Here is a 23,991-nt window from a genome sequence, read left to right on the forward strand (position 1 = left end):
GTGCTTTAGATGTTACCGTCGATGAACTGAGTAAGCTGTGATTTTGTTAATGCGCCAACTTTAGTTGCTTCAACATCGCCATCTTTAAATAGCATTAGTGTTGGAATTCCACGTACACCATAATGGGAAGGTGTGGCAGGATTGTCATCAATATTCAACTTTGCAACAGTAATTTTACCGGAATACTCTGCAGAAATTTCATCTAAAACCGGAGCAATCATTTTACAAGGACCGCACCATTCAGCCCAGTAGTCAACTAATACAGGCGCATCAGCTTTTAAAACAAGTTCATCAAAATTACTATCAGTTACATGAAGGACTGAGTCACTCACGCTATTCTCCAAATTATTTTACGAAGGAGTAATGTCGCTGTATCGCAATATTTTGTCAATCTATTTTTTGAAAAATATTGGCCGCTTATTTCTTCAATTTAAACTGGACAGTGCAAACTAGCGGCTATTGATGTATTCTACTCAGATGAAGAAGACACATTTAACGGATACACAATTCATTAACCTGGAACTTTCCAGCAGTATTTTAAAAGGCTTGAAAGACGCTGGTTTTGATCAATGCTCGCCGATTCAGGATAAGTCCTTGCCAATCGCTCTGCGCGATAGAGATGTCGCAGGGCAAGCGCAAACAGGAACGGGAAAGACCGCGAGCTTTTTATTGGCGACTTTCCAGCGGCTGTTAAATGACAACAGCGAAAAAAGAAAATACCCCCGAGCGATAATTTTAGCCCCAACACGTGAGCTTGCCATACAAATTCATAAAGATGCTTTATTATTAGGTAAACATCTGGATTTTAATCTAGCACTTATCTATGGTGGTACAGACTATCAGAAGCAATTAAAAGCAGTTCAGGGCAATGTCGATATCATTATTGCGACGCCTGGTAGAATTATTGATTTTTATCGGCAAAAAGCATTTTCTCTGGATAATATCCAGGTGATGGTGCTGGATGAAGCGGATAGAATGTTTGATTTAGGCTTTATAAAAGATATACGTTATTTGCTTAATCGTATGCCGAACCCTGAAAAACGCCTGAACATGCTGTTTTCTGCGACCCTGTCGTTCAAGGTGTCTGAGCTGGCTTATGAGCATATGTATCAGCCGGTGATGGTTAAAATTGAGTCTGAAGAAGTCACCTCGGAATCTATTAATCAATTTGCCTTTTGCCCTGCGAACGAGCAGAAAATCCCGTTGTTAATCGGCCTGCTTAATTCACATAATCCCGAGCGTAGTATAGTTTTTGTCAATACCAAGCGTAGCGCAGAAAGATTAGCGGACTACCTTGCTGCCAATGGCTATAAAACGGCACTATTAAGCGGCGATGTACCACAGGAAAAGCGCCAGCGTTTATTAGCAGATTTTCAGGCAAGTAAAGTCACTATTATGATCGCCACAGATGTTGCGGCACGTGGACTGCATATACCTGATGTCTTGCATGTATTTAATTTTGATTTACCTCAGGATGCAGAAGATTATGTGCATAGAATTGGCAGAACAGCGCGCTTTGGCGCAAAGGGTGAAGCGATTAGTTTTATCTGTGAAGAATATGCCTATTCTATGCCCGATATAGAAGACTATATCAATCAGAAAGTGCCGGTACATAAAGTTACCGAAGATTTATTACCCGAATTAACCAAGCCCGCCCCAAGGCCACGAGCAGAACGCAAGCAATATTCACCAAGAAAGCTAGGAACAAGAACACACTCAAAAGCGTAGAGAACTGGATGATTAATTTTTTACCCTGAAGGACATGAAGAGAGTGAAGGTAAAAAGAAACAACATTCCTGCGTAGACAGAAATAAGTCATGCTTGGATATTATTGAAATTTGCTTCCTTATTCAACATAAAAAACTTGAAGCCAGTTAAGCTAAATCTTCAAGTCCTTCATGCTCTGCATGGTAAAAAGCATTTGTAAACATTATGCTGCGGGCATAATCTCCCGAAAATCATGAATCGCAGGGAACTTGGTAATACTTCGGGCTGCTTTTTTTGAGTCGGGTCTACTAATGGACTGAAGTTTCCCAATTATTGAGTAGCTGAAATACACAATGCTGGTGTATCGAGGTTTATTTTAGGTGGTTTTTCCATGTTTATAGCAAACCCCTACTTAATTCCCCTTAGGCAATAGCATTTGAAACGAATGAAAAGACTGTTTTTTTCATATAGTTGTAGCATAGTTTCAATTTTACCATAAATAATTATTGGGAAACTTCAGCTAATGGATAGTAAATACTCAATCGCTGAAAATCAGGGAAACGTAGCCTAAGCGAAGTGATGATTTTTAGTCCGCGATAGCCGTAGGGTCGTTGTTTTGTCGGAGTCTGAGCGTTAGCGAAGGTGGAGACAAAATAAAAGGCCATCCGACACGGCGTCAAGTCATTTGGAGCCTATGTTCCGACCCCTTGTTGGGTCGGGACGAGGTGACGAGGACGAATCGGGGCCGCCGGAGGCATAAGTGGTCGCGTTAAGTTTTTGCTGCTTGCTTGGGCTGGGATGCCCAAAACAAGCTTTCGCAAAAATAGCGACTCCCCGCGCCAAAAGTCTTGGCAGATTGCAGTACGGCCAGACTATCATCCACCATTAAAGTTGTTTGCTTATTCCAGCCATGCTGATTTTGAAAGGCTTGCCAAAACTCTTGATGCTCTTTGGCAAAAGCATAATCATGCGAGCAGATAATCTCATCAAAAAAAGGTTGCAAACAGGGTTTTTCCATTTTAATTGATAAGCTGTTACGATGCGCATTAGTGACTAAGAACACCTTTTTATCGGTAACCTTCAAGGCATTTAAAAACTCTGTCACATGAGGCAATACATTGATTAAACCTGAAATCTCTGCTTTCAGGCCAGCGATATCCAGGTTTAAAATGCCACTCCAGTAATCTAGGCAATACCATTCCAGCTTGCCTTCCATACTCTTGAATAAAGGCAACAAAATATCTGTTGCTTGCGTAATAGTTAGCTGGTTTTTAAGTGCATAGCACTCGGGAATAAACTCTAGCCAGAAATGATTATCAAAATTCAAATCCAGCAAAGTTCCATCCATATCTAGTAAAACTGTATTAATTTTATTCCAATCCAGCATAACAAAGGCTATAGTGATATTAAGTAAACTGAAGTTTCCCAATAATTATTTATGGTAAAATTGAAACTATGCTACAACTATATGAAAAAAATAGTCTTTTCATTCGTTTCAAATGCTATTGCCTAAGGGGAATTAAGTAGGGGTTTGCTATAAACATGGAAAAACCACCTAAAATAAACCTCGATACACCAGCATTGTGTATTTCAGCTACTCAATAATTGGGAAACTTCAGTTAAGTAAATATTGATCACCATAACAAAAATGTCCCAAGAACCGAAGATACTTAATAGAAAAATCGTGGCTCAATCGCGTTTATTTAGAATTGAATCGCTGGATTTAGAATTTAGCAATGGTGCGACCCGGCAATATGAGCGCTTGATGCGAGGTAGTGGAAGTAATGGCGCGGTGCTGATAGTTCCGATGCTAGATCCGCAAACGGTATTATTGATTCGGGAGTATTCAGGCGGTGTAGAGCGCTATGAACTGGGATTGGCAAAGGGAAAAATTGATGCGGGTGAAACGGCTCTGGAGGCAGCAAATCGTGAATTAAAGGAAGAGGTAGGTTATGGGGCAAACAATTTACAGCAACTTAGTTCGTTTTCTATTACTCCGAGTTATATGGAGCATATGACCGAAATTATTCTTGCCCAGGACCTATACCCCGAAAAATTGCCAGGGGATGAGCCGGAAGAGTTAGAAGTTGTCCCCTGGAAACTGGATAATCTAACGGAATTAGTGAATAGTGGCCAATGTACTGAAGCGCGGAGTATTGCCGCTTTATATATGGTTCGAGATTATTTGTTGCAGTGCTAAATTTAAACTGAGTGCTTGAGATATTTGACCATGAAACTCTCTGACAAACATCAGTGTTCCCCTATCAATTGAGGCGGTAAAACTAACCTCGCTACAAGAGAGCTCATAAAGCACTGTAAAGACATTCCTGTTATTATTGCGTTTTGAACTGCCCGAATGGTATACGAGCTGATACGAGATATTTTTGCCTGGAAAAATAATGGATTCACAAAACGATCTCGTTTTTGAGCCTGTTGCTGCCTTATCTCCAGAGCCTCGCTATATTTTTTATCCGATGGATGAATCAATTCTGGCTGTTGTGTTTTTGAAATCTCTTCAAACACTCGCATTAAATTATAGCTCATTGCAGTCAGGCGCATTTGATTTTCAAGTGAGCGGGTATTGGAAGACCAAGCTTTAGTTTCCTTGAAATTACTTTTAGTGTTATTGAATGTCTTTTCAATCGTCCATCGCTTGAAATACAGCATGGCAATGGTTCCAGGGTTAATCGTCATTGGCAAGGTTGTCACAAACCGGTGAAGTTTTCCGGTTTCTGGATCACGGTAATCCACCACGTTAAATTTGATGCCCTTGTTTTCGTACACACTGTATGCTTCAACCCCTGTATTGATCTCATGGCGGGAGTCAAAAGGGATAGACTCAACGAGAATCGCAATTGAATTTTCTTTTAGCATTGAAATCATGTAATTAGCATGTCGTTTCTGCCGATCCCACCAGACAAAGTCGGTGACGGCTTTATCGTAGACATAGAGATGTTTCTGAGAGCTGTTATTTCCCTTGTTTTGCTTTTCAATATGATTTCGTAACACAGGTATTTCTTGATGTCTCTGAGTTCCGTTTGTCACCAGACAAAGAAATCTGAGCAACCCACTTCTGAGATTCAACGCGTAAATCCCCCCGGCCGCATAAACTTTCCCCCGCTGTCAGCCCCGGACGGGCTGATAGTCTCCAGAAGGCGCAGGGAAATTTGCCAATCCGAAGTGCGCGATAGCGCGCGAGGGAGGCTAAAATTTTATCCCGAATAGCCGTAGAGCCATTTGTGGTAGCCATGACTGAGCTGCTTTGTGCTCAGTCTGTGGCGGACGCAGGGCGGCTGGAGCATCTCCTATTCGCTGCGTAGGTGAACGAATTACGGCGACAGGAGTCCCGGAATTTCGTGAGGTAGCATGGCGCGCCTGTTGCTGTTTCTTTCAGTATGGCGGGCATGATCAATAAAATGTCCATCCGCTGCTTCTATGGTGTATTCGTCAAGTTCCGGGAATGCTTCAAGATAATCAATGCCTTGCGATAGCAGTGTTTCAGAGTGAAGATGATAGCTCTGCTGTTCAAATGCCTCAAGCATACTTGTTCGTCTATGCGACTTCAGTGATTTAAAATACGTTGAGTGGGGAAGCAGCTGGCCATAAATCTGTTCATTGGTTTGGAGGAAATGGCGACCACTATCGACTACACTGATACAGCGTAATAACCCAAGGCGAATAAAGTCGATATCCTTCAACTCTGGGCATGAACGAGCCCACAAAGGATGACGCTCTGCTAACAGGGCACGTTCCATACTTTCATTGCAGTGTTGGTGAATATGTTCAGAGAGTGGTAGGTCTTTAAGCATGAGTGATATCCGTTTATGAGGTGATTAAAACGGAAATTTTTAGAAAAATTTTTCGGAAAATGCAAGCTTTATTTGAAATTATTTGTTGTTTTTTACGGTGCCTACAGAGTGTCTATTTGCTGTTATAAGTGATTAAAATCAAAAAGATGGAAATATTCGAGTGGTGCTACCTTCAGGTAGGTTATAGGCTGCTTTGTTTAGGTACTTCTTCTTTCAATGGGAACACTGATGATTTATATATGATAGAGGACATTTATAGCCGAAAAATAGTCGGGGCTGAAGTGTATGAACAAGAAAGTGGCGAAGATGCCGCTACACTACTTGAGCGTAGCCTATTAAAGGAAAAAATGATGTATAACCCATTGGTGCTCCATTCTGATAATGGCGCACCAATGAAATCACTCACCTTGCGCAGCAAAATGTATGATTTAAACTTAACCAGCTCATACAGCCGCCCACGAGTGAGTAATGACAACCCTTATTCTGAAGCTTTGTTTAGAACGGTAAAGTATTGTCCTGACTGGCCTGGCAGTGGCTTTGATAGTCTTGATGAAGCCCGGGAATGGGTAGGTAACTTTGTCGAATGGTATAACAACGAGCACCGGCACAGCAAAATAGAATTCGTCACACCTGCGGAACGACATGAAGGAAAAGACAAAAATATTCTTGAAATGCGAGATAAATTATATCTCCAGAAGAAAAAAGAAAAACCTTCCAGATGGTCTGGCTCAACCAGAAACTGGGATGCTACAGGGCCAGTTTCATTAAATCCTGACAGGACTGATGAAGCGGCTTAAATAATTTAGGCGAAAACTATCTTGAAAAACACCGCAGTGACCAACCATTTGAACTTCTGTATGATGGCAACAACGCTGACGTGGATTTACGCGGATCGTTTAAAAACCGATCCGGAACGTCGGCACAAAGTGAAGGGGCGAGCCAGTTTCGCATTTTCAGATATCCGCCGCATCATTGCCGAAGCGGCTTTGGATCCGGATTTTGAAAGGGTTTGCCCCAAATACAGCAGCTCCCCTGTAAATTCGGTGGTAGCCGTTTTATTGCGAATGGTTGCTTGATGAATTTCTAAGAAACTTCAGTCTAATAATATCGGAGCTTGTTTATGTCATTAGTTTGCTTAACTTCATCCGATCCATCACCAGCGCAGACACGTTTTTACTATCATTATTTTTAATATTCAGGGGTTTACAAGGTTATGACAGGAGTATGTGTGTTTGACGCCCAGACTCGTCAATCGCATTACACATGACTTTGCCGTCAATTGCGAGAGAATTGTTCACTTGGGCATAGGCTTTATTCCAGGCGTTGAAGACCGTTTCAAGTTCATTCGGGTCCAAGGGGGCATCTCTAAAAATACTTAGGCTTGGTATAGCATAATGTCCTTTGTCATAACGGCAACGAAAATGCACTCAGAAGATATGGGTTCATTTCCCTAATCCAGACGGAGAAGGGACTGAGAGGGAGCTGAAGTTACTAATGATAAGTAGGAATAAAGCATATCTACTTTAAATCCAGAATAGGAGTAAAAAAGCTTTAGTTTTTTTAATGACAGCAATAGCTAAAGCTATTGCACTCATGTGAATTACCCTTATTTTTACAGACGATCAAAAAAGCTCTATCAACCGCTTGCCTCCCAAACAGGGAGCAATAAATCATTACAATACTGCTCAAACTCACTATTTAATAATTCTTCTATACCTCCCAGGTTTTTATAGAGCAGCTGTAGTTCAGGTTCATAGCTTTGCTCTATAGCATGGCTTAATACCTCCTGCGCTTTTACAATGGCCGGGACGGAGCTGCGGCTTGAGGGGGTATTCAGTGCGCTTTGCTGTTTTATATAGGAAAAAGCAGCTTCGGTAAAAAATGCACCCGGTCTACTTTGCCCCTGCAGATACAGTTGTAGAAATTGCTCTAGCTCGTTGCCCTTGATATGTTCCGGCAAAAAAGTAATGTACTCATCCAGGCTGATTAAATGAGTCGTATGCGTGCCATGCCGATTAAGTATCAGGTGCTGTAGCCAGGCAATAATAAAGTCTTTACCTTTCATCGGCGTGTAACGATAAATCAGGCTTGCCTCGGTATATTGATTAGCGATAGTACCGACCAGGCGTATAGCGTCGATATTAATGTCTATTGCAATAGGGTCGCTACTCAGGCCGGCACTTTTCGACAGAATTTTCTCGACAAATTTGTCTATTTCCTGCTCTTGCGCATTAAAGGCAAGCACACCTAATTCACCTGAGATCCACCGCCCCTGTGCTTTTAATTTGGCCAGTGATAAATTATCCTGCTTTAGCTTTGCCTCAATCCATTGATGATTTAGCAGGTAGCTATCCATACCTTCAAGACTAAATGGCTCATGCTCTTGCTCATCAGCTTCGATACCATGCAGGCGAATATTCAGTTGCTGCTGTAAAAAATACTTCTGCGGATGGCGATAAAAACGCAATAGTTCCTGCACTTCTATCACTGCTTGATTATCTGCTTGAATCTCACCTTGCCACCAGGCTTGTTGCTCTGTTTTGTGGGCGCTTAGCGCCTGTGCTGTTGCAAAGTCGGTGTGGCTATAGCTGATCAGTCCGGTTTCCGATTTAAAATAACGCGGGCTAAAGCTTTGTAGTGGGTGCTGAGTAATAAGGCTATCCAACTGGTAATGCTCCTGCATCACGTCCAGCAACTCGTGAATAACTACTGAAGCGGGTATAGGTTCATTTTCGCTAATTGACTGACCGATATAGGTAATAATCACCTGCTGGCGTGCAGAAAGCAGGATTTCCAGAAACTGGTAACGATCATCGGCACGCCTGGAACGGTCGCCCGGTTGAAAGTCTTTGCCTAATAAATCAAAAGTCAGGTGGTGGTCGATATGTGGGAATTCGCCCTCATTCATACCTAATAAAGCAATAACTTTAAATGGAATCGAGCGCATCGGTAGCATGGAACAGAATGTCAGCTGACCACGTAAAAATCCATTGGACGACTTCACTTCTTCAACTCGCCCCTCTAGCCAGGCTAAAATAACGCTTAATGAAACAGGCTGATCATGTATTGCGGCAAACTGCTGACTTAACTCCAGAAAAATTTCATTCATCTGCTGCTTTTCCGCTTGTTGAGCAGCATCGTCTAATTGCTCGGCAGGAAATAATAAATCAGCATAAGCCAGCAGATGAGCGGCCCACTCTGCCAAGGTATAGCTCTTGGCCAGCTTGCTACTCGCACTAAATAATAATTGCAGAAAATCGTGCAACCCGCCCAGAGCCTGAGCGGATGAGCCTTCAATTTCACTATATGGTAGAATGCCAGCAAAAAAATCATCTTCAGTGCCAACTGCATAGCCCATTAACAGCCGCTCTAAGCCGGCTTGCCAGGTATTTTCAGCTGTTTTGGGTAAATTTAACTGTTGTTTATGCGTTGCTGACTTACCCCAGCGTATATATGTCCCGGCCACCCAGTGCTGAATTAACTCCACATCGGTTTCAGTAAGGCCAAAACAGCGATAAACTTCAGCCTGGCTTAGTAAGTCCATTACCTGCTGCCAGCCAAAGCGACTTTGGGTCAAGCGTATAAAGCGTAGAAAAGTATCAAAGGTGCTGTTGCTATTACGCAAGCTGCGATCTGCAATCGCATGCTGAAGCTCATCAAATACACCACTGATAAATGGCGCATACTGCTGTATATCAGGTGCCATCACCACAATATCGCGCAATTCCAGCTTAGGGTCCGTTTCTAGCGCGTGTAACAATTGAGCCTTTAGTACTTCCACTTCACGCATACGCGTGTGACAGGAATGTATGCTGATAGAGCCGTCACTAACCATGGGCAGGCTGCTGCTAGCGTTATTTAGCATATCATTCTGTAATTGCTGCAAATTACTTAATGATTCCCCAGGGTTATCTTCAAAGCTATCCAGTTCCAGCTCGAAAGCACGATCCAGCAGCATCTGCTGAAACTCACGGCCTTGTTGCCCCAGACTGGCTAATAGTGGGTGACCATTTTCAAATGCCTCTAAATTCACTCGCTTGCTACTTACCATATCAGCCCAAAATGCCTGCGCTGGATTCAGCAGATAGAAATGCACATCGGTATGCCGTGCCAGTCCCTGGATAAATTCCATAAAGAGTGGCGGCATGGTGTTTAAGCCAAAAATAGAAATTCGCTCAGGGAGTTCAGTACCTAATTTACCGGGCGGCAAGCCATTAAATTTTGCGATAGCCTGTAACCATAATGCACCACGATGTTGCTCAGTCGTTAGTAAGCTTAGTTTGAGCCATAAAGCCTGTTGCCATTTTTCCGTTGCGGAGAAATAATGTAATTTTCCCTGTTGCCAGTCATTCAACAGCATGGGACGCATCACTTGATATTGGTCAAAAATCTGTGCTAAATGCGTTGCCAGTTGAAAGCGCTTCAGATCGATATTTTCACCGCTGATATATTGCTTTAATTCAGAAAAAACGGGGGCATCCAGATCACGTAATAAATTCTCGATGCGCCACACCATTAATTCGCGTGCAAAGATATCGGTTTGAATCTGCTGATTAATATGCCGCGCCATCTGGCTAAAAAACTTACCTGGAAATAAAAACTCGGAGTTTGCAAATAACTGAAACTTCCTTGCGAGCTGTTGCGACAGCCAGCGCTCCATGCCCTGACTCTGAATTAGAAAAACTTCTTTGGCTAAAGGGTCAGCCAAAGGTGAGTTGCTGATAATAGCGCAGAGATGCTCAAGCAGGTTTTCAGTTTTATTGGAGCTGTGCAGGATAAACATGGTTTTCCAGAGTGGGGGGAGTTTGTATAGGGAGTATACAAAAAACCTACTTTCGGTAGGAGCCAGATTAATAAAATCCAGCTATTCAGAAGGGTAAGAGAAACTGGCGCAAACATGCAAAATATTTTTCCCTTTAGCAAAGAAAGGCTAGGGGAGGTTGGCATATAAAGGTAATCTAAATGCCCTTCTGTCCCCAATACTGCTTACTTAAGCATTAACATATTAATGAACAATAGCTTGGATATGTAGGCTGGGCTAGTTTATCAAGCAAGGCGCGATTACGTAACCCAGCATTTTCCCATAAATTAACGTATTGCTGGGATACGTTTTTTCGCTACGGTAAAAATCTAATCCAACCTACATTCTTAACTTACTGAAGTTTCCCAATAATTATTTATGGTAAAATTGAAACTATAGTTTCTCAGATAAATAATTTCCAAATTTGGAGCGCTTAAACTTAGGCGGTAACAACGAAATCTTCCCGCAATTTTTGCATAACACAAATCACTTTACTGGCATCATGCATATAAGTGTTAAAAGTTTGCACAACTGAATCATGAAGATCTTCAAAAGTTTTAAAATACTTCATATGAGTCGAATCGCGTTTCGTATTTTTCCATAATTTCTCAATCGGATTAAAATCCGGCGAGAACGCAGGGAGACGTTCTACTGTCAAACGATCTACATTAGCTAACTTAAATTCCTTAATAACACCGCTTCCATGATACGGGGCACCATCTTCAATTAGAATAATCTTGCCTTTATAATAAGCCAGCAATTGTGTTAAAAACTCAACATAGCTTTCACCATTAAAACGCCCAGATGTTTCAGCGTGTTGTAATATCATTGGCTTATAACTCTCGATTAAGACGTTGTCGGCAATAGAATATATCGCTTCCATAAAAAGCTTCTGTGTTGGATATTTCTCATTTTTTAAGCTTTTAAGAATAGCTAAAAATTCTTGAGGCAGCCCAGCTTCTTTTAAAAGTCTAAGTGACTTTGGTTTTATCTCATAAGCCAATGATTCTCGGTATTGAAAACTCCCTCCTTCGAGTTCGATCGTACCAAACATTTTCAACCCTTTTCGAATCCCTGATGTTTTCACTGTGGGTTGCTCTCCTATTGGAGCCCAGGTTCGTGCCAATGAACCCCACATAGCAAATGACACCTCATCACCGAATAAAACGACACTCTTTTCTTCTACCGCCTTTTCCATAATGGCAGGCAATGTTTCTTCCAGCCACGTTTTTCTTTCAAGCTCGTACTTTTCTTCTTCTTGGCGATCAGTCACAAAACGAGCTTTTTGATAACTGAAGCCCAGTTTTTTCATTAGGCTTGATAAATAGTTCAAGTTATAACGAACTTCAAATTTTAACCAAATAAGCTCGGCAATCATCGCAGTATTCCATATTCCACAATGAAATCCATTGTCTTCTGGGCCTTTCTTTATCAACTCAACCAATTTATTTTTCTGGTCTTTAGTTAACTTTGACTTCCGACCACGTCCTTGATAGTGTTGCCCTATTAACCAACCGACACCTTTATGCATGAATGTTTTCAGCCAATTTATAATGGTTTTTTCACAGACTCCCATTAGGCGTGCTATTTCTTTGATTCCCATGCATTCACTGAACCAGAGTAGAGCTTGAGTTAATCGATATAAACAAATATTACTTAGCTTGAGAGCTGTCGCCATATTTTTTTTTAGTCGGTCTACAATTGACTTTGAAAAAGTGAGGGATACCATTTTTGACTGTTTCCGTTAGTGTTGGGACGAAAATTATAAGCCAGTTTCCCCTCTGTCGTTTTTGTTTGTTCGGAAATTAATTTTCTGAAAGTCTATATATGAAAAAAAATAGTCTTTTCATTCGTTTCAAATGCTATTGCCTAAGGGGAATTAAGTAGGGGTTTGCTATAAACATGGCAAAACCACCTAAAATAAACCTCGATACACCAGCATTGTGTATTTCAGCTACTCAATAATTGGGAAACTTCAGTTAACTTATTGTTTATTAGTAAATGTTCACTTAAGTAAGCAATATTAGTCTCTGTTCCCCCATTCGAGTTTTGCTGGTTTGTGCAGCACTAGCTTTTGGGTGGAACGTAGCCTTCGGGCATCTGGAAATCAGAGCCAAATAAAAATTTCTCTCTTTCTGTCTCGATCATCTTTTTTGCTTTGGCCTCAAAGCTTGCCAGACGGTTTTCATTAATCAGCATGGTCTGCATGCTAATCCATTCTTTCCAGGCTTTCTGGGAGACATTATCGTAGATGTATTGTCCTTTAACGCCCGGGAAAGGCAAGGATTCCAAGCCTTCTTCCTTGCTGCCTAATTTCACACAGTTTACATATCTAGTCATTATTAATCCTTGTTGAGTTCATCAAATAATTGTTTTACAGGCGCAGGTAGCGCAATATTTTTAGTTTGCCGATGTTTATACCAGAGTGCTGTTTCTGCTTCCAGTATATTATTTTTAGTCTGACTAATATTAAGCACAATCGGCTGATAATCCAAGTGATAATGGGAAAATGTATGCCGTCTCACGGCTAATTCCTGTTTGTTAGTTACCACCATCGCCTGCTTCAGTAGCCATTCCTCCACTTCAGAGTGGTGTGCTAATTCTGGAACGCTCCATAAGCCTCCCCAAATACCTGTCGGGGCTCTTTTTTCCAGCAAAATTTGCTGATCTTCATTGATGGCAATAATAAAGGTACTTTGTTTAATCGGTATTTGTTTACGCGGCTTGGGCGTGGGTAATTCAGCCACGCGTTGCTGCTCAAGTGCTAGGCAATCTGTCTGTAAGGGACACACTGTGCATCGAGGCTTAGCGCGAGTGCAGATTGTTGCGCCTAAATCCATAATGGCTTGAGTATAGTCGGCAACACGTATTTCGGGTGTATATTGTGCACTTATAGACCATAGCAGCTTATTAACTTGCGTGCCCCCTGTCCAGCCTGATATGGCCTGAAAGCGAGCCAGTACTCGGCGTACATTGCCATCGAGAATGGCCTGACGTTTATTAAAAACTATGCTTAGTATCGCACCAGCAGTTGAGGCCCCAATTCCTGGCAAGACGACTAAGCCTGCAAAAGAATCTGGGAACCTGCCAGCCTGATTAATGATACCGGCAGTTTTATGTAGATTTCTAGCGCGTGTATAATAGCCTAAACCAGCCCATAGACTAAGGACTTCATCTAAGGGGGCATTAGCCAGAACCTGTATATCAGGATATTGCCGGACGAATTTATTAAAGTAGGGAATCACAGTCACAACCTGAGTCTGTTGTAACATGATTTCAGATATCCAGACTCGATAAGCAGTAACAGGATGTTGCCAAGGCAGATCTTTACGCCCGAACTGGTCAAACCAAGTCAGTAGGTATTGGCTAAAGGTATGTGGGTTCATTTATGCTAAGGGAGTAATGCGTTAATTGCTGATTGGAGCATATTTTCTCAGCTTAGATGCCAGGTATTAGTTTGATAACGCGAGAAGCCCAGGTTTGTGAGCTTGATAGCCTGGTTATGAGTAAACACATACTGGTCAAAGTAAGCCTTATTTATGGATGCTAAGGAGTGAATTAAACGGAGTTAGCTTTGCTGACTTCCGGGTTAAATGATTTGCTCGGGGAGTCGCTATTTTTGCGAAAGCTTGTTTTGGGCATCCCAGCCCAAGCAAGCAGCAAAAACTTAACGCGACCACTTATGCCTCCGGCGGCCCCGATTCGTCCTCGTCACCTCGTCCCGACCCAACAAGGGGTCGGAACATAGGCTCCAAATGACTTGACGCCGTGTCGGATGGCCTTTTATTTTGTCTCCACCTTCGCTAACGCTCAGACTCCGACAAAACAACGGCCCTACGGCTATCGCGGACTAAAAATCTTCACTTCGCTTAGGCTACGTTTCCCTGATTTTCAGCGTATGTTTCACTCTCTATCCTATGGCAAGATTAAAAGACGCTCGCTTCTGCAAACCCTTGCTATGTGGATTTTGACTTTTCCCTCAAATAAACAATGCGGAAAGGTGGGTGAATAGTCTCCCTAATATTCTGAGCCTCAAACTCCGGAACAACACGGCCAATATCTGTATGGTCTAACAGGGTTTCGATACGATCAATAATGTCAGCCACAAACATTTCCCCGACATGAGGCACTAATTGATCTTCGTAGTACTGAATAATTTCTTGTAGGTCGTTCAAAGCGGAATCAGCAAAAAATATCGTAACTACTCAGCGAAGCTGAGTAGTTCAATGAAATTATAAAGCAAATTCAGGTAACTTTCCCTCAAAGACCAAGGTCATTGCCTGAGTTGCACTTAGACCTTGTTTACGGCACGTTGATAAATACCCTCTAACACGACAAAATATCTCTGCACCCTTGGTACTACGAAAGCAGCCGGATATTTTCTGTTGAACCTTGGTCATCCGAATCGAATTTTCTGCGGCATTATTGGTAAATGGCACCCAGGTATTTGTCATGAAGCGCAAGACATCCTCTTCATAATTAATCAGCCTTTCCAGTAAGTTTCTAGCTTTACTGCGTTTTATTCGCTCCCGTTTTACTTCTTTAGGCTTATCGGGTGGTGGGCATTCGATCTCCGCTTTGCCAAGTAATTCTCTGTATTGTACCTTCCATTTTTCTGCTTCTTTATGTAGTAGCATGCCACCTGCTTCATTGACGGCATCATTCATTTTTTCAAGTAGTCGTTTCATTTCAAGCGCCCACTCCTGTTTATCCTGCTCCCAGGCGCGCGTTAATTCCCTCAAATGATGTGCATTACAAAGCGAATGAGTACAATCATATTTATAGTAGGGCTTCCAATGATCATGACATAAAATCCCATGAAAATGGGGTAAAATACCAATGTCATTCATTGCCTCTGTGCCACGTTTGGCATGGGGAAAGAAGTGTGTCCACTGAACATTGGAGGCCCCATGTAGCCAATGGCGCTTACCATTAATATTAATGCCTGTTTCATCCGCATGAATGCACGCTGATTCGACTAAGTGTTCTTTACTGATAGTTTCAAACCCAGCCAACTTCTCATAGGCCAGTTCATTGAAATTATAGATAGAGCCTTCACTAATCGGCATACCTAATTGATCAGCGAAATACTCCTGTATTCGGTTGTAGGGCAATAACTGATATTGCGAAAGATAAACCACATGGGCTTTTATCCCATTACCATATTGCGCAGCCTTAGTAACCTCATCTGGAAAAGGAGCGATAAAACACTGACCTTTTCCATTTATCAACCGTTGCGCCTGGTATTCTGTCACTACCCTTGAGATATCAATATCGAATACCTGGCGTGTTTCAAAGCCATCTGCCGTGTATCGCCCTTTTGGCAAGGTACGGCGATCAATGGTAATGATCTCGATTTCATCCGGGTCATCTATTTTTTGGAGTGTCGTGCCGACATGCGATTTTTGTCCGCCAGAAGGCTTATCTGATTTTTTTCGATTCCCTTTTTTACGGTTGGGATCACTTGCAGGTGGTTTACTGCTATTTTTGCTGTTCAGTGTCACTCGATTGAGTAATACCGTGACTAATAATAGAATCACTTCCAGTGCTGATTTTAGCGCAGGCGATATATCACGCTCAGTTTCAAGTAACTGTTTGGCATGACTGATTGCGGAATCAACATCGATGAAGTCTATTTTCAAAGGGTAACCTGTATTGCTTTAAGGACAGGCTTATTATCTCATGGGTTTTAAATCCCGAATTTTCCTTGTTTTAAGCGATTGTAAGGCGAATAAAAAAGTTCTTCGAGGTCGTAGATGTTTAAGGGGACATTTTGTGATGACTATAGCGATAGAAGCAATAAAGCGTGGATTAATCGACTGTTGGGCAGTTTACTAAAAATCACAAAAACCAGACTAAAACCCTGTCACTCGATGTTCAAGTTTTCAGCTATAACTGGGCTAAGAAAAGTAAATTTTTCCGGCTTTGTTTTATAAGTGATTGATTTACAATGATGTTGATGCTTTCTTTGTCAGTAAAATTATCAATAAAATCAATCAGTTAAAAAACTTGAACATCGAGTAAAAGCGCTTATTCTTGATCTCAAACCCAAACAACGTATCAAGGCAACGCCAAAGATTAGATGTCATCGACGACGTAAAGGGAACGAGAATAGACAGGATCGTGTAAACAAACAGAGAGGCTCGTTCGCGGCCTAAAGTGGTTTTGGAAAAATGATCTTGAAGCGGGAGTAAAATATCGCGTAAAATGAACATGAATGAGGCAGGTTTATTTATATAATCAATGTGTTATAAACTTTCATTATACACAAAACTAGGCCTCATTCACGATTAACCTGTTGTTTTTAAAAATAATTCGTAACTACTCAGCGTGTTTTTTAACTTTAAAATCAAATGGATATATTTTAATTTAACCTTACTTTAGTCATTTTCACCTTTAAAAAGGGGTGAAAATTGGACTAAAATTCAGAGAGATACATTAATTATTATTTTAAATCAATCTGTTATGATTGTAAATTACGCTGAGTAGTTACAATAATTCAAGGCTTTTAGTCAACGGAATGCCATTAATATTAGTAATACCTAATGCTTCAGAAAAATAAGCATTACCTGATATTCTTATGCTTTAAGAACTAGGAAGCTTCAGATACCTTATATAACATAGTTTAATTAATGGCAGCCTCTGAGCTAGACATATCCTATAATATAAATGGCCTGATGTTTGCTTAAGCTAAACAAAAAACAATTTTCGTGCATTTTAAGCATTTATTTATGATCGGAGCTATTTTGAAAAAAAAGTTAAGTATTGCAATAGCCATTGCGTTAGTATTGCCGGTGCCTGGTTATGCAGAAACGGAGCAGTTAACAACCATTGTAGTTGAAGGAAGTAGTAATAGGCCGGGGGCTATGGCTATAGCACCTGATTCATCAGGCTTTAAAGATACCGCTGCATTATTGGAGCATATTCCCGGCGCCAATATTAATCGTAATGGTCCACTAACGGGAATTCCTCAATATCGTGGCATGTATGGCAATCGTATTAATGTAGAAATTGATGGTGCGAATATTAAAGAAGCAGGCGCCAATTCGATGGATACGGCTTTAAGCCATATTCCTGCTGTATTAACGGAGTCACTCACTGTTTATCGAGGTATTGCGCCTGTCAGTAGCGGTATTGAAACAGAAGGCGGCACCATGAACGTCAAAACTAAAAAAGGATATTTTGCTACTTCTGAAGGTGAAATTGAATCAAATGGCACACTTTCGTCGGGTTATAGTTCAGTTGATAATGGTTATTTTGTTTCCGGGTTCTCTTCCCTGGCGAATGAAAATCATAAAATCCGTTTTGGCATGAGTAAGGAAGAGGGCAATGATTACAAATACAATGAGCGTGATGGTAAAAAAGTTGTACCCACAAGCTATGATCGTCAAGCCATCATTGCCGGATATGATTATCAACGCAACGGGCATGAGTTAAGTCTAAATTATACCAATAACTATACGAGAAATTCTGGTGCGCCTGCCTTACCGATGGATATTGTTTACATAAAAAGTAGTATTTACAATGTGGATTACAATTGGGATCTTGGACAAGGTTATGAGCTGAAAACCAAATTCTTTTACCAAAACTCAGATCATTTAATGGATAATAATTCATTGCGAATGCCTATGATGACAAAAGGCGCTCCCAGGCTCATGCAGAACCAGACCAATGTTCAAGGTGGAGGCTGGGATATTGCCTTGCTAATGCCTTTATTTTCAGGAGAATTTAGTACTGGATTTACGGGCGATACTTCATTCCATAATTCTGATGTCACTATGAATATGGCGATGATGCCAATGAACATGAATATTCAGAACTTTAATAATGCTAATCGTTCCCGGTATAGTTTTTTTGGTGAATGGAAAGGTGATATTGCGGATAAATTATCCACTGAACTAGGGCTTCGATATACCTACACAACTGCGGATGCAGATAATGTATCAACGACTAATATGAGGCTGAAGCCAGCGGCAGCAAGGTTCAATAGTAAAGGTCATAGCAAAGATTTTCATAATGTCGACTTAACCGCTATTTTACGTTACGCCATGCGTGACGATTTAGATTTTGAGATTGGTTTTGCCAGAAAGAATACGGCACCCTCTTATCAAGAGCTCTACTTATGGGCCCCTTCCCAGGCAACTGGGGGTTTGGCTGATGGAAGAACTTATGTAGGTAATTTAGACTTAAGCAGTGAAACAGCGTACCAGTTTGAGTTAGGTATGGAGTGGCATACAGATAATATTTATTTTGCACCTCGTGCTTTTTATCATTATATAAATAATTATATTCAGGGTACACCATCGACACTCAATCAGCTGCAACCGAGCTGTCCAACATTGAGTGCAAGTTGTCCAGTGTTGGAGTTTAATAATATTGAAGCTCAGATATATGGTGTTGATGTAGAAGGTGGATATGAGATAACGGATTGGTTGCGTTTTGATGCCGGTTTAAATTATGTTAGTGGTGAGCGCCTTGATGGCCCAAAGGGCAATTTATACAGAATAGCACCATTTAATGGCCGTACGCAATTAACCTTTAATTATGCAGGATTTACTACTTCAATTGAGGGTATTTACTATGCTGCACAAAATAAAGTCGCCGATTATAACAATGAGCGTACAACGCCCAATTATCAAATCATGAACCTTCGTGCCAGTTATGAGCCATTTGATGGATTTGTAATTGGTTCCGGGATCGAAAATATTATTGATGCAACAAATTTTAATCACTTAGGTGGTTATTACACTCCCATGTCTGATCCCACGAATGGTTTAACTCAAGGGCAAAGGATTCCATTACAAGGCCGTAATTATTATGTGACTTTGGCTTACCAGTGGTAACATTTATATGTTTCGGAAAAACAAAGTTTCGATTAATTATTCTTGATTTTCTACAAAAACCAAAACTTTAATTTTTGGCCTATATTTGTCCAGAATAGTTTTTTACTGAAGTTTCCTGGTTTTTAAAGCATAACAACATTAGCTAATGCTTATTTTTGCGGAACAATAGTAATATCAAGTATTAAAATAATATTCCGGTTAAAAACAACAGGGTAATGATGAATGAGGCCTGGCTTTAGTGTATTATGAAAGGTTCTAACACACTGAGCATACAAACAAAATGGCCTCATTCAGATTTGTTTTTACGCGATATTTTATCCCCGCTTCAAGGTCATTTTTTCGAAACTACTTTAGGAGCTTGCACGGAATAAGTTTGGTACACCGTTACGCTGGCACAGGATTTTTGTTCGTATTCAAGACGTAGTAACAGGCGCATAGCAGACTACATAAAGTTACTACAACGCAGAAGACGGACAAAAAGACCAGCCGTTTTGGATGATGTGTGTTTCCATCTCCCTAAGCGCTTTTATACTTTCATGACTACTCCATGTCAATCAGCATCGATAATGTTTCGCTTTAAGTTCGTAGTCGCTTTACTCTATCAACAATTTAGCAAGTGACTTTATTTCTTCAATTTCTTTTTGCTTTACTCTCTCTATAAATACCGCTTCTCGTTCGCTAAAATCGAGTGACTTTAATTGATGTACTAAAACCGCTGTCCTTTGGTTTTTAATTGCTCAGGTAATACCACTTCTAGTTTAATACCTCTCACGGTACTTGATATAGGTGCAATAAAAGCTAGCCCAGTATGTTTATTAAAAATTTTTCTTGAAATAACATACGCAGGCCTGCGCTTCATAATCTCTTTACCGCTACTTGGGTCAAAACTTATCCAGACAATATCGCCTTGCTCTGGAAAATAATCCATTAAATTTCTTTCCCAACTACAGGACTATTTAACCATTGCTTATCTTCCTCGGTTAAACTCAGTGCGGATTTAGGGCTGCCATCTAAAATCGCTTGTAGTGTTAAACTTTCTTTTACAGGTGTTAATATTATTCTATCTGAAGTTTCCCAATAATTATTTATGGTAAAATTGAAACTATGCTACAACTATATGAAAAAAACAGTCTTTTCATTCGTTTCAAATGCTATTGCCTAAGGGGAATTAAGTAGGGGTTTGCTATAAACATGGCAAAACCACCTAAAATAAACCTCGATACACCAGCATTGTGTATTTCAGCTACTCAATAATTGGGAAACTTCAGTTATTCTATTATCCTGAATTCAAGTCATAAGTACATAACCCAATAAATTTTTCATATTTATCCCAGTCAGCTCTTCAAATACCTCATAAGGTGTTTTGTAATTGAGACACTTTTTAGGGCGACTATTTAGCTTATCAACGGCTATAAAAACCTCAGGGAAATACTGTCTTAATAAGCCATTAGCATTCTCATTTTGCCCTCTTTCCCAAGAGCTGTAGGGAGTCGCAAAATACGTATCACAACCTAGTGCTTCTGCTATTTTTTCATGCATGGTAAACTCTTTCCCGTTATCAAAAGTAATTGTTTTAACAAAGCTTTTTATAGGATCAAGCATTAAAATAGTTGCGTCTAATACATATTGAGCCTTTTTCCCCGCTAAAGGGAAGGCCAACCGTAATTTAGAGACTCGCTCATCCAACGTTACAATCGCCCCTTTGTGATTTTTCCCAATGATTGTATCTGCCTCCCAATCACCTATACGCTTACGGTTGTTGACCTCTTCAGGACGCTCATCTATATCGACTCTATTAGGGATTCCTGTCCTATTATGGGCTGACCCATACCGCTTGCGATAGGTTTTGTTCTGATGCCGAAGATGCTTGTATAGTTCACCCCCTGCCTTTTGTCCGCCAGAATATGCTGGTAGATTGTTTCATGATGAAGACTAATTATACCCTCTTGTTTTAACCGCCCTGCAATCTGCTCAGGACTCCAGTCATCCTCAATGCGAACATTAACAATGCCTTTTATTTCATCCGTTAATTTAACCTCTTTAGGCTTGTTTTTGTGTCGTTCTTGGGCAAAATCTTCTGCTTGTTTATGCCTGTAGCCTCCGCTGAAAATCCTGGAAACGGAGCTTTAGCGAAGTGAAGATTTTTAGTCCGCGATAGCCGTAGGGCCGTTGTTTTGTCGGAGTCTGAGCGTTAGCGAAGGTGGAGACAAAATAAAAGGCCATCCGACACGGCGTCAAGTCATTTGGAGCCTATGTTCCGACCCCTTGTTGGGTCGGGACGAGGTGACGAGGACGAATCGGGGCCGCCGGAGGCATAAGTGGTCGCGTTAAGTTTTTGCTGCTTGCTTGGGTTGGGATGCCCAAAACAAGCTTTCGCAAAAATAGCGACTCCCCGATGTAAATTGTTTGGTAGCTGTTTACTTTACACCTATAGACTTTCAGAAAATTAATTTCCGAACAAACAAAAACGACAGAGGGGAAACTGGCTTATAATTTTCGTCCCAACACTAACGGAAACAGTCAAAAATGGTATCCCTCACTTTTTCAAAGTCAATTGTAGACCGACTAAAAAAAAATATGGCGACAGCTCTCAAGCTAAGTAATATTCGTTTATATCGATTAACTCAAGCTCTACTCTGGTTCAGTGAATGCATGGGAATCAAAGAAATAGCACGCCTAATGGGAGTCTGTGAAAAAACCATTATAAATTGGCTGAAAACATTCATGCATAAAGGTGTCGGTTGGTTAATAGGGCAACACTATCAAGGACGTGGTCGGAAGTCAAAGTTAACTAAAGACCAGAAAAATAAATTGGTTGAGTTGATAAAGAAAGGCCCAGAAGACAATGGATTTCATTGTGGAATATGGAATACTGCGATGATTGCCGAGCTTATTTGGTTAAAATTTGAAGTTCGTTATAACTTGAACTACTTATCAAGCCTAATGAAAAAACTGGGCTTCAGTTATCAAAAAGCTCGTTTTGTGACTGATCGCCAAGAAGAAGAAAAGTACGAGCTTGAAAGAAAAACGTGGCTGGAAGAAACATTGCCTGCCATTATGGAAAAGGCGGTAGAAGAAAAGAGTGTCGTTTTATTCGGTGATGAGGTGTCATTTGCTATGTGGGGTTCATTGGCACGAACCTGGGCTCCAATAGGAGAGCAACCCACAGTGAAAACATCAGGGATTCGAAAAGGGTTGAAAATGTTTGGTACGATCGAACTCGAAGGAGGGAGTTTTCAATACCGAGAATCATTGGCTTATGAGATAAAACCAAAGTCACTTAGACTTTTAAAAGAAGCTGGGCTGCCTCAAGAATTTTTAGCTATTCTTAAAAGCTTAAAAAATGAGAAATATCCAACACAGAAGCTTTTTATGGAAGCGATATATTCTATTGCCGACAACGTCTTAATCGAGAGTTATAAGCCAATGATATTACAACACGCTGAAACATCTGGGCGTTTTAATGGTGAAAGCTATGTTGAGTTTTTAACACAATTGCTGGCTTATTATAAAGGCAAGATTATTCTAATTGAAGATGGTGCCCCGTATCATGGAAGCGGTGTTATTAAGGAATTTAAGTTAGCTAATGTAGATCGTTTGACAGTAGAACGTCTCCCTGCGTTCTCGCCGGATTTTAATCCGATTGAGAAATTATGGAAAAATACGAAACGCGATTCGACTCATATGAAGTATTTTAAAACTTTTGAAGATCTTCATGATTCAGTTGTGCAAACTTTTAACACTTATATGCATGATGCCAGTAAAGTGATTTGTGTTATGCAAAAATTGCGGGAAGATTTCGTTGTTACCGCCTAAGTTTAAGCGCTCCAAATTTGGAAATTATTTATCTGAGAAACTATAGGTCTTGTCTTAATTCAACAGGTGTTAGTCTAGCCAATACTTGCAGAGGGTTATGCACTTATTATACGAATTCAGGTATCTTCAATTGATAAGTCTAGTGATGCACCTGTTTCCAACGCTAAGGTTCTGAGTATAACTTTAGGAATGCTAATAATATTAGCTCCCCCTGATTGTCTTATCGCAACTTGTGTCATTACTATTCCTCTCAAATGTTATACTAAAATATAACATTGTCATTTGGATTTAACAAGTTTTGCTGCAATGGAATTCGAAAAAATATTAGCCACACTTACTTTCACCACAATTCAGACAAGTCATACAACCATCCATTAACACTAGAGCTTTAGCCTGACACTTTGTACATAGCTGAGCCTGTTCCGGGAAGTTATCACTTTCATTAGCCTGTCCACCATGCTTGGCTTCAAATTCTTTGCGTTTTTCAGCAAGAAATTGCTTTTGGTGCGCTTCGATTTCCATGTCTTTTAACATGCCGATCTGCTTCATATGCTGCTCAATCGCATGACCGATTTCAGCGACCAGGGAGGGCATATACACGCCGCCTTTCTTGAAATAACCACCTTTGGGATCAAATACGGCTTTTAGCTCTTCGACCATAAAAGTGATATCGCCACCTTTACGAAATACGGCAGAAATAACTCGGGTTAATGCGAGTACCCATTGAAAGTGCTCCATATTTTTTGAATTGATAAACACTTCGTAGGGGCGGCGCTCTTCATGCTCTGTGCCCATATTTAGGATCACGTCATTAACGGTGATATACAGCGCATGTTCTGATTGCGGGGTTTTAATTTTATAGGTAGAGCCAGATAACATTTCCGGACGTAACACATGTTCATCCATTTGAATGACATCCAGTGCCGCCGCTTCTTTTTCTGCTGCTTGCTGGTCTTCTTTGGTGATTACTTTATAGCCGACAATTTTTTTATCTATTTTTATGGTCATTATTTTT

At 40.7% G+C, this 23,991-nt stretch carries 24 protein-coding genes and 2 pseudogenes; 8 read left to right on the forward strand and 18 right to left on the reverse strand.

The window, feature by feature from the left end:
- Positions 1-5: 5 nt before the first annotated feature.
- A complete protein-coding gene (gene trxA / locus K6984_RS10425) occupies positions 6-332 on the reverse strand; it encodes a thioredoxin TrxA (protein WP_221895491.1) in 327 nt (108 codons plus the stop codon).
- Between the two features lie 145 nt (positions 333-477).
- Between trxA and K6984_RS10430 the strand changes: the two genes are divergently transcribed.
- Complete coding sequence (locus tag K6984_RS10430) at positions 478-1,728, forward strand: DEAD/DEAH box helicase (RefSeq protein ID WP_221895492.1); 1,251 nt, start codon at positions 478-480, stop codon at positions 1,726-1,728.
- Positions 1,729-2,210: 482 nt separating this feature from the next.
- Here the strand turns inward: K6984_RS10430 and K6984_RS10435 are convergent, their stop codons facing one another.
- The 3 genes from K6984_RS10435 to K6984_RS10440 are packed head-to-tail and all read right to left on the reverse strand — an operon-like array spanning position 2,211 to position 3,094.
- Positions 2,211-2,372, reverse strand: a complete 162-nt coding sequence (locus K6984_RS10435) for a hypothetical protein (RefSeq protein WP_221895493.1) — start codon at positions 2,370-2,372, stop codon at positions 2,211-2,213.
- Between the two features lie 27 nt (positions 2,373-2,399).
- Positions 2,400-2,528 (reverse strand): hypothetical protein, encoded by a 129-nt coding sequence (locus K6984_RS33160; RefSeq protein WP_263458596.1) that lies wholly within the window; start codon positions 2,526-2,528, stop codon positions 2,400-2,402.
- The gene (locus tag K6984_RS10440; RefSeq protein WP_221895595.1) at positions 2,477-3,094 is read right to left on the reverse strand and encodes an HAD-IA family hydrolase; all 618 of its coding nucleotides are present in this window, start codon (positions 3,092-3,094) and stop codon (positions 2,477-2,479) included. Before K6984_RS10440 ends, K6984_RS33160 begins: the two co-directional genes overlap by 52 nt.
- A 261-nt stretch (positions 3,095-3,355) precedes the next feature.
- On the opposite strand from K6984_RS10440, the gene nudE reads away from it, so the two are divergent.
- Positions 3,356-3,907 carry an ADP compounds hydrolase NudE gene (gene nudE / locus K6984_RS10445; protein ID WP_221895596.1) on the forward strand — a complete coding sequence of 184 codons (552 nt, stop codon included), beginning with the start codon at positions 3,356-3,358 and terminating at the stop codon, positions 3,905-3,907.
- Positions 3,908-3,957: 50 nt separating this feature from the next.
- On the opposite strand, the gene K6984_RS10450 is transcribed toward nudE, so the two are convergent.
- The 3 genes from K6984_RS10450 to K6984_RS10460 all read right to left on the reverse strand — a co-directional run bounded on the left by K6984_RS10450 (position 3,958) and on the right by K6984_RS10460 (position 5,516).
- A complete protein-coding gene (locus tag K6984_RS10450) occupies positions 3,958-4,791 on the reverse strand; it encodes a transposase (RefSeq protein WP_221895494.1) in 834 nt (277 codons plus the stop codon).
- Entirely contained in the window at positions 4,697-4,957 is a 261-nt protein-coding gene (locus K6984_RS10455) for a hypothetical protein (protein ID WP_221895495.1), read from the reverse strand. The genes K6984_RS10450 and K6984_RS10455 overlap by 95 nt, the downstream gene beginning before the upstream one ends.
- A gap of 79 nt (positions 4,958-5,036) precedes the next feature.
- A complete protein-coding gene (locus tag K6984_RS10460) occupies positions 5,037-5,516 on the reverse strand; it encodes a hypothetical protein (RefSeq protein ID WP_221895496.1) in 480 nt (159 codons plus the stop codon).
- 233 nt (positions 5,517-5,749) lie between these two features.
- Here K6984_RS10460 and K6984_RS10465 point away from each other — a divergent pair.
- Positions 5,750-6,313, forward strand: a pseudogene (locus K6984_RS10465) (transposase); the annotation flags it as partial.
- A gap of 21 nt (positions 6,314-6,334) precedes the next feature.
- A complete protein-coding gene (locus tag K6984_RS10470) occupies positions 6,335-6,592 on the forward strand; it encodes a hypothetical protein (protein ID WP_230988010.1) in 258 nt (85 codons plus the stop codon).
- Between the two features lie 560 nt (positions 6,593-7,152).
- On the opposite strand, the gene recC is transcribed toward K6984_RS10470, so the two are convergent.
- The 4 genes from recC to mutY all read right to left on the reverse strand — a co-directional run bounded on the left by recC (position 7,153) and on the right by mutY (position 13,703).
- Positions 7,153-10,299 (reverse strand): exodeoxyribonuclease V subunit gamma, encoded by a 3,147-nt coding sequence (gene recC, locus K6984_RS10475; protein ID WP_221895498.1) that lies wholly within the window; start codon positions 10,297-10,299, stop codon positions 7,153-7,155.
- A gap of 457 nt (positions 10,300-10,756) precedes the next feature.
- A complete protein-coding gene (locus K6984_RS10480; RefSeq protein WP_221894715.1) occupies positions 10,757-12,046 on the reverse strand; it encodes an IS630 family transposase in 1,290 nt (429 codons plus the stop codon).
- Between the two features lie 338 nt (positions 12,047-12,384).
- Complete coding sequence (locus K6984_RS10485; RefSeq protein ID WP_221895499.1) at positions 12,385-12,657, reverse strand: oxidative damage protection protein; 273 nt, start codon at positions 12,655-12,657, stop codon at positions 12,385-12,387.
- A 2-nt stretch (positions 12,658-12,659) separates the two neighbouring features.
- Positions 12,660-13,703 carry an A/G-specific adenine glycosylase gene (gene mutY / locus K6984_RS10490; RefSeq protein WP_221895500.1) on the reverse strand — a complete coding sequence of 348 codons (1,044 nt, stop codon included), beginning with the start codon at positions 13,701-13,703 and terminating at the stop codon, positions 12,660-12,662.
- 233 nt (positions 13,704-13,936) lie between these two features.
- Here mutY and K6984_RS33165 point away from each other — a divergent pair, with 233 nt between their 5' ends.
- On the forward strand, positions 13,937-14,065 hold the full coding sequence (locus K6984_RS33165; RefSeq protein ID WP_263458596.1) for a hypothetical protein: 129 nt from the start codon (positions 13,937-13,939) through the stop codon (positions 14,063-14,065).
- A 27-nt stretch (positions 14,066-14,092) separates the two neighbouring features.
- Positions 14,093-14,329, forward strand: a complete 237-nt coding sequence (locus tag K6984_RS35675; protein WP_338024482.1) for a hypothetical protein — start codon at positions 14,093-14,095, stop codon at positions 14,327-14,329.
- Here K6984_RS35675 and K6984_RS10495 read toward each other — a convergent pair.
- Positions 14,274-14,492 carry a type II toxin-antitoxin system RelE/ParE family toxin gene (locus K6984_RS10495; RefSeq protein ID WP_338024483.1) on the reverse strand — a complete coding sequence of 73 codons (219 nt, stop codon included), beginning with the start codon at positions 14,490-14,492 and terminating at the stop codon, positions 14,274-14,276. The genes K6984_RS35675 and K6984_RS10495 overlap by 56 nt on opposite strands.
- A gap of 57 nt (positions 14,493-14,549) precedes the next feature.
- Positions 14,550-15,959 carry an IS66 family transposase gene (tnpC, locus tag K6984_RS10500; RefSeq protein ID WP_221894171.1) on the reverse strand — a complete coding sequence of 470 codons (1,410 nt, stop codon included), beginning with the start codon at positions 15,957-15,959 and terminating at the stop codon, positions 14,550-14,552.
- A 1,104-nt stretch (positions 15,960-17,063) separates the two neighbouring features.
- On the opposite strand from tnpC, the gene K6984_RS10505 reads away from it, so the two are divergent.
- The gene (locus tag K6984_RS10505; RefSeq protein WP_221895501.1) at positions 17,064-19,160 is read left to right on the forward strand and encodes a TonB-dependent receptor plug domain-containing protein; all 2,097 of its coding nucleotides are present in this window, start codon (positions 17,064-17,066) and stop codon (positions 19,158-19,160) included.
- Positions 19,161-19,866: 706 nt separating this feature from the next.
- Here the strand turns inward: K6984_RS10505 and K6984_RS10510 are convergent.
- From K6984_RS10510 to K6984_RS33170, 4 genes and pseudogenes are all read right to left on the reverse strand, one after another.
- A complete protein-coding gene (locus K6984_RS10510; RefSeq protein WP_420831656.1) occupies positions 19,867-20,088 on the reverse strand; it encodes a type II toxin-antitoxin system PemK/MazF family toxin in 222 nt (73 codons plus the stop codon).
- Between the two features lie 359 nt (positions 20,089-20,447).
- Positions 20,448-21,259: pseudogene (locus K6984_RS10515) on the reverse strand (IS30 family transposase); the annotation flags it as partial.
- Entirely contained in the window at positions 21,246-21,383 is a 138-nt protein-coding gene (locus K6984_RS10525) for a hypothetical protein (protein WP_221895502.1), read from the reverse strand. The pseudogene K6984_RS10515 and the gene K6984_RS10525, both read right to left, overlap by 14 nt.
- Before the next feature lie 27 nt (positions 21,384-21,410).
- Positions 21,411-21,539: a hypothetical protein gene (locus K6984_RS33170; protein ID WP_263458710.1), complete on the reverse strand. Its 129-nt coding sequence runs from the start codon at positions 21,537-21,539 to the stop codon at positions 21,411-21,413.
- 147 nt (positions 21,540-21,686) lie between these two features.
- On the opposite strand from K6984_RS33170, the gene K6984_RS10530 reads away from it, so the two are divergent.
- Entirely contained in the window at positions 21,687-22,976 is a 1,290-nt protein-coding gene (locus K6984_RS10530; protein WP_221895503.1) for an IS630 family transposase, read from the forward strand.
- 324 nt (positions 22,977-23,300) lie between these two features.
- On the opposite strand, the gene K6984_RS10535 is transcribed toward K6984_RS10530, so the two are convergent.
- Complete coding sequence (locus K6984_RS10535) at positions 23,301-23,984, reverse strand: TSCPD domain-containing protein (protein ID WP_221895504.1); 684 nt, start codon at positions 23,982-23,984, stop codon at positions 23,301-23,303.
- Positions 23,985-23,991: the final 7 nt, after the last annotated feature.

This window comes from Bathymodiolus japonicus methanotrophic gill symbiont (genome assembly GCF_019721995.1).
Taxonomy (GTDB): domain Bacteria; phylum Pseudomonadota; class Gammaproteobacteria; order Methylococcales; family Methylomonadaceae; genus Methyloprofundus.

What these genes read in the sequence shown, in the direction of transcription:
- K6984_RS35675 (WP_338024482.1), top strand. Translation starts at nt 14,093, where the DNA reads ATGGCCTTTTATTTTGTCTCCACCTTCGCTAACGCTCAGACTCCGACA.
- K6984_RS10460 (WP_221895496.1), bottom strand. Translation starts at nt 5,516, where the DNA reads ATGCTTAAAGACCTACCACTCTCTGAACATATTCACCAACACTGCAAT.
- K6984_RS10480 (WP_221894715.1), bottom strand. Translation starts at nt 12,046, where the DNA reads ATGGTATCCCTCACTTTTTCAAAGTCAATTGTAGACCGACTAAAAAAA.
- K6984_RS10510 (WP_420831656.1), bottom strand. Translation starts at nt 20,088, where the DNA reads ATGGATTATTTTCCAGAGCAAGGCGATATTGTCTGGATAAGTTTTGAC.
- K6984_RS10430 (WP_221895492.1), top strand. Translation starts at nt 478, where the DNA reads ATGAAGAAGACACATTTAACGGATACACAATTCATTAACCTGGAACTT.
- recC (WP_221895498.1), bottom strand. Translation starts at nt 10,299, where the DNA reads ATGTTTATCCTGCACAGCTCCAATAAAACTGAAAACCTGCTTGAGCAT.
- K6984_RS10455 (WP_221895495.1), bottom strand. Translation starts at nt 4,957, where the DNA reads ATGGCTACCACAAATGGCTCTACGGCTATTCGGGATAAAATTTTAGCC.
- mutY (WP_221895500.1), bottom strand. Translation starts at nt 13,703, where the DNA reads ATGAACCCACATACCTTTAGCCAATACCTACTGACTTGGTTTGACCAG.
- K6984_RS10530 (WP_221895503.1), top strand. Translation starts at nt 21,687, where the DNA reads ATGGTATCCCTCACTTTTTCAAAGTCAATTGTAGACCGACTAAAAAAA.
- K6984_RS10435 (WP_221895493.1), bottom strand. Translation starts at nt 2,372, where the DNA reads ATGGCCTTTTATTTTGTCTCCACCTTCGCTAACGCTCAGACTCCGACA.
- K6984_RS10485 (WP_221895499.1), bottom strand. Translation starts at nt 12,657, where the DNA reads ATGACTAGATATGTAAACTGTGTGAAATTAGGCAGCAAGGAAGAAGGC.
- K6984_RS10535 (WP_221895504.1), bottom strand. Translation starts at nt 23,984, where the DNA reads ATGACCATAAAAATAGATAAAAAAATTGTCGGCTATAAAGTAATCACC.
- K6984_RS10525 (WP_221895502.1), bottom strand. Translation starts at nt 21,383, where the DNA reads ATGGCCTTTTATTTTGTCTCCACCTTCGCTAACGCTCAGACTCCGACA.
- nudE (WP_221895596.1), top strand. Translation starts at nt 3,356, where the DNA reads ATGTCCCAAGAACCGAAGATACTTAATAGAAAAATCGTGGCTCAATCG.
- K6984_RS10440 (WP_221895595.1), bottom strand. Translation starts at nt 3,094, where the DNA reads ATGCTGGATTGGAATAAAATTAATACAGTTTTACTAGATATGGATGGA.